General features: G+C 62.3%; 7 protein-coding genes. 2 read left to right on the top strand and 5 right to left on the bottom strand.

Annotated elements, in window-relative coordinates; genetic code table 11:
* Positions 1–62: 62 nt before the first annotated feature.
* From PKE98_RS01970 to PKE98_RS01960, 3 genes are all read right to left on the bottom strand, one after another.
* Positions 63–2,177 carry a hybrid sensor histidine kinase/response regulator gene (locus PKE98_RS01970; protein ID WP_271193588.1) on the bottom strand — a complete coding sequence of 705 codons (2,115 nt, stop codon included), beginning with the start codon at positions 2,175–2,177 and terminating at the stop codon, positions 63–65.
* Between the two features lie 361 nt (positions 2,178–2,538).
* Positions 2,539–3,147, bottom strand: coding sequence for a DUF6338 family protein (locus PKE98_RS01965; protein WP_271193587.1), 609 nt, complete (start codon positions 3,145–3,147; stop codon positions 2,539–2,541).
* Between the two features lie 160 nt (positions 3,148–3,307).
* Positions 3,308–4,420 carry a DUF1615 domain-containing protein gene (locus PKE98_RS01960; protein ID WP_271193586.1) on the bottom strand — a complete coding sequence of 371 codons (1,113 nt, stop codon included), beginning with the start codon at positions 4,418–4,420 and terminating at the stop codon, positions 3,308–3,310.
* A gap of 353 nt (positions 4,421–4,773) precedes the next feature.
* On the opposite strand from PKE98_RS01960, the gene putA reads away from it, so the two are divergent.
* A complete protein-coding gene (putA, locus tag PKE98_RS01955) occupies positions 4,774–8,706 on the top strand; it encodes a trifunctional transcriptional regulator/proline dehydrogenase/L-glutamate gamma-semialdehyde dehydrogenase (protein WP_271193585.1) in 3,933 nt (1,310 codons plus the stop codon).
* 342 nt (positions 8,707–9,048) lie between these two features.
* Here putA and PKE98_RS01950 read toward each other — a convergent pair whose 3' ends face one another.
* Together PKE98_RS01950 and PKE98_RS01945 are read right to left on the bottom strand one after the other, a co-directional pair.
* Positions 9,049–10,203: a type IV pilus assembly protein FimV gene (locus tag PKE98_RS01950; protein WP_271193584.1), complete on the bottom strand. Its 1,155-nt coding sequence runs from the start codon at positions 10,201–10,203 to the stop codon at positions 9,049–9,051.
* A 282-nt stretch (positions 10,204–10,485) separates the two neighbouring features.
* Positions 10,486–13,368, bottom strand: a complete 2,883-nt coding sequence (locus tag PKE98_RS01945) for a putative bifunctional diguanylate cyclase/phosphodiesterase (protein ID WP_271193583.1) — start codon at positions 13,366–13,368, stop codon at positions 10,486–10,488.
* A 224-nt stretch (positions 13,369–13,592) separates the two neighbouring features.
* On the opposite strand from PKE98_RS01945, the gene uvrD reads away from it, so the two are divergent.
* Positions 13,593–15,782: a DNA helicase II gene (uvrD, locus tag PKE98_RS01940; RefSeq protein ID WP_271193582.1), complete on the top strand. Its 2,190-nt coding sequence runs from the start codon at positions 13,593–13,595 to the stop codon at positions 15,780–15,782.
* The last annotated feature ends 106 nt before the right edge of the window (positions 15,783–15,888 follow it).

Below are 15,888 nucleotides of genomic sequence, written 5' to 3'. Positions count from 1 at the left end.
TCTCGCTCAGCGCCAGGAGTTCAGCTGATACGACAAGTTGCAGGTTGAAAATGTGAAGTGGGTTAGGCGAGGGCCAGTTTCAGCATATCTACCAGCGCTTGCGGACCGTAGGGTTTGCTGAGCAGGTGGATATCGGGAGTGAGCTGGTGATTGCGCGAAATGATGTCGCGAGTGTGGCCGCTGGTGAATAACACGGGAATCGCGGGCGTTTGCAGTTTGGCCCAAGCGGCCAGATCAGCGCTTTTCACGGTGCCGGGCATTACCACGTCGGTGAAAATCAGGTCGACATGGGCGCCGCTTTGCAGCACGTCCATCGCCGCGTCGCCATTGGCCGCAAGCAGCACCGTGTAACCTAACTGCTGCAGCAACTCGTCGACGGTGCAGCGTACGTCGGCGTTGTCTTCGACCACCAGAATGATTTCGCCGCCGGTACGGGTTTCTTCATTGCCGGTTGCCACCGCCGGGCGCGGGTTCTCGGCCAGTGTGCTACGGGGAAAATACAGGTGCACCGTGGTGCCCTCGCCGGGCTGGCTGGTCATTTCGATATGCCCGCCGCTCTGTTTGACGAAGCCGAACACCATGCTCAACCCAAGACCGGTGCCGTGACCGTTGGGTTTGGTGGTGAAAAAGGGCTCGAAGGCATGCCCCAGCACCTCGGTGTCCATGCCGCTGCCGGTGTCCGCGACGCACAGGTGCACGTACTCACCGGCTTTGATCTCTTTGCCTTCGCAGAAGGCTTCATCGAGTACCACGTTATTGGCGTGGATCTGGATGGTGCCCTCGCCATGCATGGCATCGCGCGCATTGAGCGCCAGGTTGAGCAGGGCATTTTCCAGCTGGTTGCGGTCCAGGTGCACACTCCAGGGTTCGGCCGTGAGTTGCAGGTCGATCTGAATCATTTCCCCGAGGGCGCGTGGCAGCACTTCGCCCAGGCCGTCGTACAGGCTCGTCAGGCTGTACACCGCTGGTGACAGCGGTTGCTGCCGGGCAAAGGCCAGCAGTTGCGACGACAGCTTGGCACCCTTGTCCACCGCCGCCAGGGCCGAACTCAACCGCCGCTGCACATTGGTGTTGTCCGGCTCCTGGCGAGCCAGCAGGTGCAGGTTGGAGGCAATCACCTGCAGCAGGTTATTGAAGTCGTGGGCGACACCGCCGGTAAGCCCACCAATGGCCTCCAGCTTCTGCGCCTGGCGCAACCGCGCCTCCACGTCAGAGCGGGCCTGCACCTCGGCGGCCACCCGTTGCTCCAGCGTGTGCGTAAGCTGCAGCAGCGACTCTTCGGCCACTTTGCGTTCGTGAATATCAAAAATAAGCCCCGGAAAACGCAGCGGCTTACCGGTGTCGTCGAACTCGCAACGGCCACTGGCTTGTACCCACAAATATTCACCATCAGGCCGTCGAATACGGTACTCGGCGTTGTAGGGGCCGCCTTGTTTAAGGGTGTATTGAATAAGGCGGTTAACGCGGGGGAGATCGTCCGGGTGGATGACGGCATTGGCGCTGGCGATGGGCAGGTTGTCCAGCGGTTGGTCCAGCGGGTAGGAAAACGTACGGGCGAAACGTTCGTCACCGGAAAGCTGATCCTTGGCCACGTCCCAAACAAACGAGCCGAGCAAGGCACCGGCATTGAGGGCCAGTTGCAAGCGTTCGTCGGCGGCACGAAACGCCGCTTCCGCTTCGCTGCGTTGCTGCTCGGACACCACCTGAGCGGTGATTTCGACCACGATGGCAATCACACCGGCTGGCTTGCCGTGGTCGTCACACACGGGGCTGTAGTGCAGGTCTAGCCATACCGACTCAGGCTTGCCGTTGCGCAGCAACTCCAGTTCTTTTTTGGCGTAAGAAAGCGTACCGCCGGCCAGGCAGACATCGACGATATTACGATTGAAGTCGGCGACCTCCGGCCAGCCCAGCTCAACGGGAGTTCCCAATAGATAGGGGTGACGGCCGCCGGCAAAAATGGCGTACGCATCGTTGTAGATCATGTAACCGGGGTGATCCCAGAGCATCACCAAAGGTACCGGAGATGCCAGCAACATCTGCACGTTGGTGCACAGGCTTTTAGACCAGGTGTCGATGGCGCCGAGGTCCGTGCTCGCCCAATCGAACGCACGAATCCGTTCGGCCATCTCGCCACCCCAGCCGACACACGCATGGCTATCCATTAGAAAAGACATCGTCCCACCCTACCCCGCAACCCTGCGCCCGCGCCCACGAGTGCCTGCGGGTTTGGAGCGCGACTGCCGGGGAAAATTCAGAGAGTTTTGGGGGCATTAATGCCGGGCAGTCAATCTACTGATAGGCGTTGCGGGAGGCGACTGTTTGTGGCGCGGAACGTGCGCGGCGTCGGGCTGGAATAGAACACCCGCTGGCCGCAGAAACGTTCGGCGCCAATGCGTGATCAGGCAACCGGTTTTTTAGGTGGCGGGGGCGCAACCGACGCCTTCGGACGAACGATAGTGGCCGGAAGAACAGTCTTGCCATCTTCTGCCAATGCAGGACGCGAGCGACCTTGCAGAGGTTGGGGGGCTTTGGCAGTCATTTAGCTGTCCTCAGTTGTGGAGGCGAGAATTCTATCCACTGCACTTTTGCAACGTCGATTAGCAAGACCTCCGCCTTTAGCGGAGTCTCGTCTCCCTTATCGTCAAGCCAGCTTGGTTCCTGCATAACAAACTGTCCAGCACTAGGATCCGAAGGCCATTCTGATGGCCACCCGTATAGTCGTCTTTCATCCCACAGGTGCAGAACGATAAACCGCCGATAGCCGGCGAAAGCACTAAACCACTCCGACGAATAGGAAGTCTTGGAGGTGATTTTGCTGTTTCTAAGTAACCTGTGAAGGCTGTCATTATTGGCTATGTAACAAGAGCCCAAACCTAGGCTCACCGCCACCAGAAACGAACAAAGGGATTGAGCTACGGCGTTCCAGTAACCGACGGAAAAGAAGCGATCCCCAACCGCCATCAGCCCCCACCCAAGCGTGGCCACCACCCCATGAATGACAAACGTAAAAATCAACGCCTGAACAATCTGCCCAAAGCTGTCGGGGCGTTTGAAGGCGGTGAGTGAATAAAAGATCCAGGCGGCGAGAAAGCCTGGAATCAGATACTGCAGTAGCGGGATCACTTCCCTGACCAGATCATCCATCTCAACTCCCTGAGCACCTGACTGGAAGCCGTAACTTACACGCCGATACGGGCGCGCAGATATCGCCTCGTTCTCCTGCTCAAGGGTGAGTTGGCGATGATCATTGGCAGATCATTCTCTGTTTGCCGAGATTACCCAGGGCGGTCTACCGAGCCCGTGGCTACTTCCCACCCCGCTGCACACACCGCTGATAACGCTCATCCACGCGCTTGGCAAACCAGGCGGTGGTGAGGTTTCGGGTGATTTTCGGGCTTTTCAGGGTGATGCCCGGCAGGACCGCACGGGGCACGGGTTTACCGGCGCGCTGGTCGGCCAGCGCGAACAGGTCGGCGTACAAGTCGGTTTCTTCGAATGCCTGGCTTTCGCCTTTCTCGAGCGCACGGCGAATCGCGGTGTCGCCAAGGCCCAGGCGTTTGCCCAGGGTGCGCACGGCTTTTTCGGTGGAGCTGGGTAATAACGAGCCCGGCACCAGCAAGTCGCCGTCCAGAGTCAGTTCGATACCCGTCAGTTGGCTGACGGCGCGTTGAAAGGCCGCGTTGCGGCTGGCGTACCAGCCCGCATTGAAATCGGCGAAGCGGTACAGCGGCTCGGGGTAGTCAGCCGGGTAGCCAAGCAAATGCAGGGTGCCGAAGTACAAGCCGCCTCGGCGCGTAAACACTTCCTGGCGCAAGGTGCCGTTGTACGTATAGGGATAATCGCGGGCGTGCTGCTCGGCGAAGGCGATGCTCACCTGCATCGGCCCGCCGGTATGCACCGGGTTGAAGGTGCCGAACAACTGGCCGCCCAGCGGCACCATGCCGATGAAGTCATCGAAGATGGCGCTCAACTGTTTTTCGCTGCGCACGGCGGCCAGCCGCTGGTTGTAGGTTTTGCCGCTGGGCGATTGCAGGTCCAGCGCGGCACTGACCAAAAAGCCTGGAATATGCAGGCGCGACGCGCGGCGGTCGATTTCCTGCCTCGCAATTTTGCCCAAGCCCGGCACCTGGGGGTCGGCCTGATAGGTAGATTCCTGCTCCGTCACGGCGAGCACCGAACACAGGTTGCTGACGCTGGCGTCGAGCTTTTGCGTGGTGAATGCCACCTGAATGTCCGTCGCCCAGCCTTGGCGATCCTTGACGGTGCCGGGCAGCAGCTTTACCACCGTGCGTTGAATTTCCACCGGGCTGGGCTGGGGGGGTTGTGTCTGGCGGGAACCGCAGCCAACCAGGCTCAGCAGTGCCAACACCAGCAAAAAATGGGCACTGGAAAAGCATGAAGGGTGTTGAGTCGACATGAAAATTTCCGTTAGCAAGCGAGGCGGTGGCGCAGTGAAGACACACGCAACGGCCTACAGGTTCAGCGCTAATCGAGCCGGTGCCAATCGTTCATTGGTCGGTTTTATCAGTGGGAATTCGGGTTGCACCTTTGTCAATGCGGCGGCAAAAACGATCCATTTTGTAGCAACCTGAATCCGCCAAAGCCCCGTATGCACCGGGCAGGTGCGTAAAGGTAACCACTCTCCAGACCCCGTCGTCCAAGGCCTACACACCTTTGAGAGAAAAAGGTTGCGCCTGGTTGCACCTTTGACTTCCAACGGGTTTAATCCACGCTGAATTTGCATCGCTTCATCCTATTCAGGAAACCTCCATGGCCACTACCACCCTTGGCGTAAAACTTGATGACGCCACCCGCGAGCGTCTCAAACTGGCAGCTCAGTCGATCGACCGCACGCCGCATTGGCTGATCAAGCAGGCGATCTTCAATTATCTGGAGCAGGTGGAAGGTGGTCTGACCCCGCCCGAGCGCTCCGGTGTCGCCGCCGCCCTGGGTGAAGAGCCATTGGAAGCCCTGACCGAACAAGGACTGCAATGCTTCCTGGATTTCGCCGAAAGCATCCTGCCGCAATCGGTGCTGCGCGCCGCCATCACCTCCGCCTACCGCCGCCCCGAGCCGGAAGCCCTGGCCATGCTGCTGGAGCAGGCGCGGTTGCCGAAGGACCAGGCCGAGGCCACCAATAAACTGGCCATGGGCATCGCCGAAAAACTGCGCAACCAGAAGAGTGCCGGCGGCCGTCAGGGCTTGGTGCAGGGGTTGCTGCAGGAATTTTCTCTGTCCTCGCAAGAAGGTGTGGCCCTGATGTGCCTGGCCGAAGCGCTGCTGCGCATTCCGGACAAAGCCACCCGCGACGCTTTGATCCGCGACAAGATCAGCAACGGCAACTGGAGCCAGCACCTGGGCAACAGCCCGTCGATGTTCGTCAACGCTGCGTCCTGGGGCCTGTTGATCACCGGCAAACTGGTGGCCACCCACAACGAAGCGGGCCTGGCCACCTCGCTCAACCGCCTGATCGGCAAAGGCGGCGAGCCGCTGATTCGCAAGGGCGTGGACATGTCCATGCGCCTGATGGGCGAACAGTTCGTTACCGGCGAAACCATTGCCGAAGCCCTGGCCAATGCGACGAATATGGAAAGCAAAGGCTTCCGTTATTCCTACGATATGCTCGGTGAAGCGGCCCTGACCGACGCCGACGCCAAGCGCTACCTGGCCTCCTACGAGCAGGCGATTCACGCCATCGGCAAGGCCTCCCACGGCCGCGGCATTTACGAAGGCCCGGGCATTTCCATCAAGCTCTCGGCGCTGCACCCGCGTTACAGCCGTGCACAGTACGAGCGGGTGATGGAGGAGCTGTACCCGATCCTGCTCGGCCTCACCCAACTGGCCAAGCAATACGACATCGGCCTGAACATCGATGCCGAAGAGGCCGACCGCCTGGAGCTGTCGCTGGACCTGCTTGAGCGCCTGTGTTTCGACCCGACCCTGGCCGGCTGGAACGGCATCGGCTTTGTGATTCAGGCCTACCAGAAGCGTTGCCCGTACGTGATCGATTACGTCATCGATCTGGCCAAGCGCAGCCGCCATCGCCTAATGATCCGCCTGGTAAAAGGCGCCTACTGGGACAGCGAAATCAAACGCGCCCAGGTCGAGGGCCTGGAAGGCTATCCGGTGTACACCCGCAAGCCGTATACCGACGTGTCCTACATTGCCTGCGCACGCAAACTGCTCGCCGTGCCGGAGGCCATTTACCCGCAGTTCGCCACCCACAACGCCCATTCGCTGTCGGCCATCTACCAGCTTGCCGGGCAGAATTATTACCCCGGCCAGTACGAGTTCCAGTGCCTGCACGGCATGGGCGAACCGCTGTACGAGCAGGTGGTGGGCAAGGTAGCCGATGGCAAGCTGAACCGACCGTGCCGCATCTACGCGCCGGTGGGCAGCCACGAAACGCTGCTGGCGTACCTGGTACGTCGCCTGCTGGAAAACGGCGCGAACACCTCGTTCGTCAACCGCATCGCCGACCACAGCATTTCCATCAAAGAGCTGGTGCTCGACCCGGTTGTGCAGATCGAACAAATGGCCGCCGCCGAAGGTGGCCTGGGCCTGCCGCACCCGCGCATCGCCCTGCCACGCGCGCTGTATGGCGAGGCGCGCCTGAACTCCGAAGGCATCGACCTGGCCAACGAGCACCGTCTGGGTTCGCTGTCCTCTGCGCTGCTGAGCAGCACCAATAACCGCTATGTCGCCCTGCCTATGCTCGGTTGCGACACCCCGGCGCCCGCAGCGGCCGAAGCGGTGAAAAACCCCGCTGACCAACGCGACACCGTGGGCCATGTCAGCGAAGCCAGCGAAGCCGACATCAAAAGCGCCGTGCTCTGCGCGGTGTCCAGCGGCCAGATCTGGCAAGCCACCACGCCCGGCGAACGTGCCGCCGTACTGGAACGCGCCGCCGACCAGATGGAAGCGGAAATGCAGCAGCTCATGGGTCTGCTGGTACGTGAGGCGGGCAAGAGCTTTGCCAACGCCATCGCCGAAGTGCGTGAAGCCGTGGACTTCCTGCGCTACTACGCCGCCCAGGCGCGGGACTTCTTCAGCAACGACAGCCACCGCCCGCTGGGCCCGGTGGTGTGCATCAGCCCGTGGAACTTCCCGCTGGCGATCTTCTCCGGCCAAGTGGCCGCAGCGCTGGCGGCGGGCAATACCGTGCTGGCCAAACCGGCCGAGCAAACCCCGCTGATCGCCGCGCAAGCGGTGCGCATTCTGCTCGAAGCTGGCGTACCCGGCGGCGCCGTGCAGTTGCTGCCGGGGCGTGGCGAAACCGTGGGCGCGCGGCTGATTGCCGATGAGCGTGTGCGCGGCGTGATGTTCACCGGCTCCACGGAAGTGGCCGGCATTATTCAGCGCAATATCGCCGGTCGCCTGGATGCCCAGGGCCGCACCATTCCGTTGATTGCCGAAACCGGCGGCCTCAACACCATGATCGTCGACTCCTCGGCCCTCACCGAACAGGTGGTGATGGACGTGCTGTCCTCGGCCTTCGACAGCGCCGGCCAGCGCTGCTCGGCGCTGCGCGTGCTGTGTGTGCAGGAAGATGTGGCCGAGCGCGTGATCGAGATGCTCAAAGGTGCCATGGCCGAATACAGCCTGGGCAATCCAGAGCGCCTGAGTACCGATATCGGGCCGGTGATCGACGCCGACGCCAAGGCCGGCATCGAAGCGCATATCGCCGCCATGCGGGAAAAAGGCCGCAGCGTGTTCCAGGCCGCCCGCGCCAAAGCGGATGAAATCAAACGCGGCACCTTCGTGATGCCAACCCTGATCGAGCTGGACAGCTTCGGCGAACTGCAACGGGAAATCTTCGGCCCGGTGCTGCACGTGGTGCGCTACCAGCGCGCCAACCTGGCCAGCCTGCTGGAGCAGATCAATGCCAGCGGCTACGGCCTGACCCTCGGCGTGCACACCCGCATCGACGAAACCATCGCCCAGGTAGTGAACAGCGCCAAGGTCGGCAACCTCTACGTAAACCGCAATATCGTCGGTGCCGTGGTCGGCGTGCAGCCGTTCGGTGGTGAAGGCTTGTCTGGCACCGGCCCGAAAGCCGGCGGCCCGCTGTATATGTACCGTCTGCTGTCCACCCGGCCGCAGGATGCGGTGGCCAAGCAACTGAGCGGTGCCAGCAAGCTGCCCGCCGAACAGAGCAACGCCCTGCAAGCCTTCGACGACTGGGCCGCGCAACAGGAACCCGATGTCGCCGCCCTCAGCGCCCAGTTCAACGAACTGGCGCAAAGCGGCAGCGTGCACGTGCTGCCCGGCCCGACCGGCGAGCGCAACACCTACAGCCTGCTACCGCGCGAACACGTGCTGTGCCTGGCCGAGGAGCGCAGCGACTTGCTGGTACAACTGGCCGCCGCCCTGGCGGTAGGCAGCCGGGTGATCTGGCAGGACCAGCCACTGACGCAGGAACTGTTCAAGGCGCTGCCCAAAGAGGTGCAAAAACGCATCCAGCTGGTGAGCGAGTGGAGCACCAGCGACGTGGGTTTCGACGCCATCCTCCACCACGGCGACTCCGACCAGCTGCGCGCTGTGTGCGAACTGGCGGCGCAACGCAAAGGCGCAATCATCGGCGTGCATGGCTTGAACAAGGGCGAGACCGATATTCCGTTGGAGCGGTTGCTGATCGAGCACGCCTTGAGCATCAACACCGCAGCAGCGGGCGGTAATGCCAGCCTTATGACCATTGGCTAATTTCAACCCCCGTCGTCCCAGCGCAGGCTGGGACTCAGAGTTTCGGAAGGAACGTATTCCTGCAAGATGCTAGGTCCCAGCCTTCGCTGGGACGACAGGGTTTAGATGGATTACTGAAATGAACCCCGCGGCCTTCGGGCCGCACCCAGGCTCTTGCTTCAAGCGCCTGACCCCGGCCGATACCGCACTCACCTGAGCTGCGCTTCAGGCCACGCGCTTCGCATCCATTGCGAGGGCTACCCGCCCAGCGATGCGCGCCTTCCCTAGAGCACTTCGGTGCCCTGCGCCGGCTTACCCAGCCGGTGCGGGTTTTTAGGCTTTTCCTTTAATGCTGCGCCGCTATCAACGATTGGCAGTCGGTTGCACCTGCGCCAGGTCGCCCTGCGGTTCGCCTTCCTTGTTGAGCTTGGCCAACCGAGCCGTCAGCTCCGCCAACTGGCTGTCCTTCAACACAATCAGGCGCTGCAATTTATCCAACTGCGATTGCAGGTCTGCCACGCGGCTGGACAACTCCTCACCCTCGCGACGCGCCTGGGCCAGCTCTTCCTGCGCCAGAGCCAGACGGTTGTCGGCTTCCTGCTTGGCGGCGGCCTTGCTGCCCTTGCTGCCGTCCTTGTGTTCGGCACGGCCGCTGCCGGCTTCGCCTACCAGGCTAAGTTTGTCGCTGGCAGCTTGGGCGGCAGGTGCGCTGCCGGCTTCGCTGCGCTTACGGGCGTCCAGCTGCGCCAGCGCTTCGCTGCGGCCAGTGGCGTGCAGTTGCTCGCGGGTGGGCAATTGCAGGGTTTGCGCACTTTTCAGGCGGTTGATATCGCCATTGCTGAACGCGTCGGGGTTCAAGCGCTGAATCGCCAGCATGGCCTGATGCGGCGAGGCGTCGCCACGGATGGTCTGGGCGATATCCCACAGGCGGTCATTGGTGCGCGTGCGGTATTGGCCACCGGCCAGCGGGCCTTCGCTGGTTTTCTCTGCCGCTGGGCTGGCGACTGCTGCGCGGTTGGCGACAGCGGGGACGGGAGCCGCAACCGGCGCTTTCACCGTTGGCGCGGCAACGGCCACAGGCGCGCTCACTGGCGCCGGCGCGGCAAAGGCGTAATTTGGCGGATCGATCAGCAGGCTGTATTCACGCAGTTGCAGGCCGTCCGGGGAAACCACTTCCACGAGAAAATTAAGGTACGGCTCGGTGATCGGGCGCGAGCTGGTCACGCGGATCATGCTGTGCCCGTTGGCATTGAGCGTGGTGTCGAACTTGAGCGACAGAACGGCGCCGTCACGCTCAATGCCGGCTTTCCTGAAGGCCTCGGGCGAGGCCAGGCGCACTTTCAATTCTTCGGCCCCCAGGTCACGCACGCCTTGCAAGTCGATCTGCGCGCGCAGCGGCTGGCTGAGGCTGGAAAGCACCTGCGCCTCGCCCACGGCCAGGGCGTGCGCGGTGTTGGGCAGCAAGGCCGCCGAGGCCAAGGCCAGAGCCGTCAGCAGGCGGGGATACTTCTTGAGCATGTCGGCTCTCCTTATCGTTAAACCACGCTGGGCGCGTGCGGCCGCGCATGATGGCGGGGTTGGCGATAAGCAATTGCGAGGTCCGGCACAGGCTGGTGAAGGCGGGACGAGCGAAGAGTGAATTTGTGCAGCAGGTACGGAAAAAACCACGAAGGTGTCGCAGTTGCCAACCCCACCACCGTCGTCCCAGCGCAGGCTGGGACCCAGAATGGCTCAGCAAACGCTGTCCTTTGCGGCAATCTGGATTCCAGCCTGCGCTGGAATGACGGTGGCAGGCGCCTATCAGGACGCGATACTGCTCTGCTCCAGCAGCAACTTCGCAAAATGCTCCGCCGCCAATGGCCGGCTGATCAGAAAACCCTGAATTTCGTCGCAGCGCTGGGCCTTGAGGAAGTCCATCTGCGCCTGGGTTTCCACGCCCTCGGCCACCACTTTCAGTTCCAGGCTGTGGGCCATGGCAATAATGGCGCGGGTGATGGCGGCGTCTTCGCCGTTGGCCGACAGGTCGCGGATGAACGACTGGTCGATCTTCACGAAATCCACCGGGAAGCGCTTGAGGTAACTCAGCGACGAGTAGCCGGTGCCAAAATCGTCGATGGCCAGCTTCACGCCCATCTGCCGCAGCTGGTGGAAGGTGCTGATCACATTTTCGACGTTATCCAGCAGTTGGCTTTCGGTCAGCTCAAGCTCGAGGAAGTGCGGCGCCAGGCCGGTTTCATCAAGCACCTGGCGCACCAGGCTGGTGAGGTTGCCTTGGCGCAACTGGTGTACCGAGAGGTTGACCGACACCCGAATGTCCGCAAGCCCCAGCATTTGCCATTCGCGCGCCTGGCGGCAGGCTTGGCGCAGCACGAACTCGCCAATGGGCGCGATCAACCCGGTTTCTTCGGCCAGGCTGATAAAGTCGCCCGGCGGCACCAGGCCCAGGTCCGGGTGGCGCCAGCGCACCAGCGCCTCGGCCGAGGCCAGGGTGTCGGTGGCCAGGCACAGTTTGGGTTGATAGAACACTTCCAGCTGACCCAGCTCGATACCTTTGCGCAGCTGGTTTTCCAGTTGCAGACGCTCCAGGGTGCAGGCCTGCAGGTTGTCGGTGAAAAACTGGAACGTGTTACCGCCCAAGTGCTTGGCGTGCTGCATGGCCATGTTTGCCTGGCTGATCAATGCGCTCATTTCCCGCGCGTTTTCCGGCAGCAGGCTGATGCCGATGGAGGCGCTGACCACCAGCTCCTGGCCGCCCACCGTCATCGGCATACGCAGTTTGGCGAGCAGCCGGCTGGCCATGCGCGCGAGGTTGGAGAGGCTGCCGTAGTTGTCGAGAATCACCGCAAACTCATCACCCGACAGCCGCGCCAGGGTGTCGGCCTCGGGCATCGACTGGGTCAGGCGCCGGCTCATCTGCCGCAGCAACTGATCGGCCACTTCATGGCCGAGGCTGTCGTTGAGCATCTTGAAGCGGTCCAGGTCGATATGCAGCAGCGCCAGCGTGCTTTCGTCCTGGCGGGCGCGCTGACTGGCCTCGTGCAGCCGCGCCTTGAACAGCGTGCGGTTGGCCAGCCCGGTAAGTTCGTCGTAGTGAGACAGGTAGCGCAGGCGCTCTTCGGCTTCACGGCGCGACGACAGGTCGGCGAAAAAGCCGACGATATGGCTCACCCGCCCGCGCGCATCGCGCACCACGTTCAATTGCAGCCACTGCGGGTAGAGCTCGCCGTTCTTGCGAGTTTCCACCAGCTCGCCCTGCCATTTGCCGCTGTGTTCCAGTTCCTGGCGAATGACTTCGTACTGGCGGCGCGTGTCGCGGCTGGTGATCATGCGCGCCACGCTGTGGCCGTGCACTTCCTCGGCGCTGTAGCCGGTCACGTCGCTGTAGGCCTGGTTGACGGCCAGCACCTTGTAGTCGGGGTCGAGAATGATGATGCCTTCGCTGGCAGCCTCGAACACGATGCCGGCCAGGCGCTGCTCTTCGTCGCGCATTTTCCAGGCGGTGATATCGCGGCGGGTGCCGAGCATGCGCGTTACCCGGCCGCTGGCGTCGCGCTCCACGGCGCGGCCACGGTCTTCGATCCACAGCCACTGATTATTGGCGTGGCGCACGCGGTATTCGATCTGGTAGCCGTCGCTGAGCCCTTTCATATGCTCCACCAGGGTACGGCGCAGCAGCGGCAAGTCTTCGGGGTGCAGGCGCGGCTTGAGGTCGCGCAGCATCACCGTGACGGCTTCGGGATCGAGGCCGAAAATTTCCTTGAGCCGCGAGTGATGCACTTCGTCGGTGATCAGGTTCCAGTCCCACATCCCCAGTTCGCTGGCTTCCAGGGCCAGGGCCAGGCGCGCTTCGCTTTTGCTCAGGGCGTGACTGGCGGCGTCCAGCTCCAGGGTGCGCTGGGCCACGCGCATTTCCAGGTCGTTGTGAGCGTCACGCAGTTCGCGCTCGGCGCGGCGGCGCTGTTCGATCTCGCGTGCCAGTTCGCCATTGAGGCCTTCGGCTTGAGACTTGGCGTGCTCCAGGCGGCTGATCAGCGCCTGGTTATGAAACCGTTGCACCAGGCTGCGCTGCACCAGGCGATTGATCTGCCAGGCCACCACCAGCAAGGCACCGAACAGAATCAGGCCCAGCACGCCCCAACCCTGTTGCATGGGTTGGCCTACGAACAGCAGGTACACCACGGTGGGCACCAGGCACGGCAGGGCAAAGGTCAGAAACGCGGTGAGGCTGACGGCGTAGGCCACGCTGGCAGACAAGATGGCCGCGCTGATCAGGCCGAACATCAGCACTTGCTGGAAGAAGGCGTCCGGCGGCACCAGCGCGATAGCGCCAATGGCCAGGGCCACGCCGGAGCAGAAGGCACCGAGCAGAAACATCTGCCGCCACATCGGTTTGGCTTGGCGCGAGGGCAAGGCGGCGTTGAACGCGGCCACCTGAATCAGCCGCAGCACCGCCAGCAGCACTACGCCCACCAGCCAGCCGGCCAGCAGCAGGTCGCCGCGCGGCTCCCATAAGAGGTAAGCGCAGGCCAGGCCGCATAGCAGCATGAAGAGCGTGGGAATGCGTGAGCCCTCGTACAACAGACGAGTGCGTTCCACGGCCATGTCGGTGGCGAACAGCTGGCGAATTTCCCGATCGGTCTCTGCCAACGGCAGTTCGAGAGGACGCCTGGAATTAGCGGTCATAGGCCCTTTTCTTGTAATGGTTGTGCCTAGTCGTGGCCGGAGCATACACAAGCCGCGCCCGTCTCCCAAGGCTCAATATCGGCATTTTCAACATGAATACCCCGTACTTTCGATAGAAGGCCGAGCGTTTGCCTACAGACTCGCCAGTCGTCGCTATTGGTACGGGTGTGCAAATGGGACTTGCGGCGTTTGCCCTCACTACCCCAGCCCCCTAGAATGCCGCGATGCGCGACGACCTCTCCCTTCTGCTCAATTCCCTCAACGATGCTCAACGCCAGGCCGTAGCGGCCCCGGTGGGGCGTCAGTTGGTTCTGGCCGGCGCAGGTTCCGGCAAAACCCGCGTGCTGGTGCACCGTATCGCCTGGTTGATCCAGGTGGAAAACGCCTCGCCGCACTCGATTCTGTCGGTGACGTTCACCAACAAGGCCGCTGCCGAGATGCGCCATCGCATCGAGCAGTTGCTGGGCTTGAACCCGGCCGGCATGTGGGTGGGCACCTTCCACGGCCTGGCGCACCGCCTGTTGCGCGCGCACTGGCAGGAAGCCGGGTTGAGCCAGAGCTTTCAGATTCTCGATAGCGATGACCAGCAACGCCTGGTCAAACGGGTTATCCGCGAACTGGGGCTGGACGAACAGCGCTGGCCGGCCCGCCAGGCCCAGTGGTTTATCAACGGCCAGAAAGACGAAGGGCTGCGGCCCAAACATATCCAGCCCAGCGGCGATATGTTCCTGGCCACCATGCGCAGCATTTACGAGGCCTACGAAGCGGCCTGCCTGCGCGCAGGCGTCATCGACTTCTCCGAGCTGCTGCTGCGCGCCCTGGACCTGTGGCGCGACCACCCGGGCTTGCTGGAACACTACCAGCGCCGTTTCCGCCACATTCTGGTGGACGAATTCCAGGACACCAACGCCGTGCAATACGCCTGGCTGCGCCTGCTCGGCAAAGGCGGCGACAGCCTGATGGTGGTGGGCGATGACGACCAGTCCATCTACGGCTGGCGCGGTGCCAAGATCGAAAACATTCACCAGTATTCCAGCGACTTCCCCGACGCCGAGACCATCCGCCTGGAGCAGAACTACCGCTCCACGGCCAGCATTCTCAAAGCCGCCAACGCCCTGATCGTCAATAACAGCGGGCGCCTGGGCAAAGAGCTGTGGACCGACGGTGGCGACGGCGATGCCATCAGCCTGTACGCCGCGTTCAACGAGCACGACGAAGCCCGTTACGTGGTGGAAACCATCGAAGACAACCTGCGCAAAAACGGCCTGCTGCGCAGCGAAATCGCCATTTTGTACCGCTCCAACGCCCAGTCGCGGGTGCTGGAAGAAGCGCTCTTGCGCGAGAAGATCCCCTACCGCATCTACGGCGGCCAGCGCTTCTTCGAACGTGCCGAAATCAAGAACGCCATGGCTTACCTGCGCCTGCTCGAAGGCCGTGGCAACGACGCGGCACTTGAGCGGGTGATCAACGTACCGGCCCGTGGCATTGGCGAGAAAACCGTCGAAGCCATCCGCGAGCACGCGCGCCACAGCGACCTGTCAATGTGGGAAGCGCTGCGCCAGCTGGTCGCCAACAAAGGCGTGACCGGCCGCGCCGCCACCGCACTGGGCGGGTTTATCGAGCTGATCGAAAACCTCGCCGCCAAGGTGATGGACATGCCCCTGCACCTGATGACCCAAACGGTCATCGAGCAGTCCGGGCTGATCACCTACCACAAGGAAGAAAAAGGCGAAAAAGGCCAGGCCCGGGTGGAAAACCTTGAGGAACTGGTGAGCGCCGCGCGCAACTTCGAGAACAACGAAGAAGATGACCTGACGCCGCTGGCCGCCTTCCTCGGCCACGCCTCGCTCGAAGCCGGCGACTCGCAAGCCGACGAACACGAAGACAGCGTGCAGCTGATGACGCTGCACAGCGCCAAAGGCCTGGAATTCCCCCTGGTGTTCCTGGTGGGCATGGAAGAAGGCCTGTTCCCGCACAAGATGAGCCTGGAAGAACCCGGCCGGCTTGAGGAAGAACGGCGCCTTGCCTACGTGGGCATCACCCGCGCCATGCAGAACCTGGTGCTCACCTACGCCGAAACCCGCCGCCTGTATGGCAGCGAGACCTACAACAAGGTCTCGCGGTTCGTGCGCGAAGTGCCGCCGGCGCTGATTCAGGAAGTGCGCCTGTCCAACAGCGTCAGCCGTCCGTACGGCAGCAGCAACAAAGGCGCCAACACCAGCAGCATGTTTGCCAACGCAGAAGTGCCGGACACCGAATTCCGCCTCGGCCAAGCGGTGAAACATGCGTTGTTTGGCGAGGGCGTGATTCTCAACTTCGAAGGTGCCGGAGCTCAGGCGCGCGTGCAGGTGAACTTCGCGGCTGAGGGCAGCAAGTGGTTGATGATGGGCTACGCCAAGCTTGAGCCGCTTTAACCCCTGCGTTTTCTGTTAGAACCAATCGCGGCTAAAGCCGCTCCTACGGGTACGCGTGAAACCTGTGGGAGCGGCTTTAGCCGCGATGCTTTTGCGCCCCCCATTT

Origin of the sequence: Pseudomonas turukhanskensis (assembly GCF_027922365.1) — a bacterium.
Lineage (GTDB): Bacteria > Pseudomonadota > Gammaproteobacteria > Pseudomonadales > Pseudomonadaceae > Aquipseudomonas > Aquipseudomonas turukhanskensis.
This window is presented reverse-complemented; position numbering and strand designations above follow the sequence as displayed.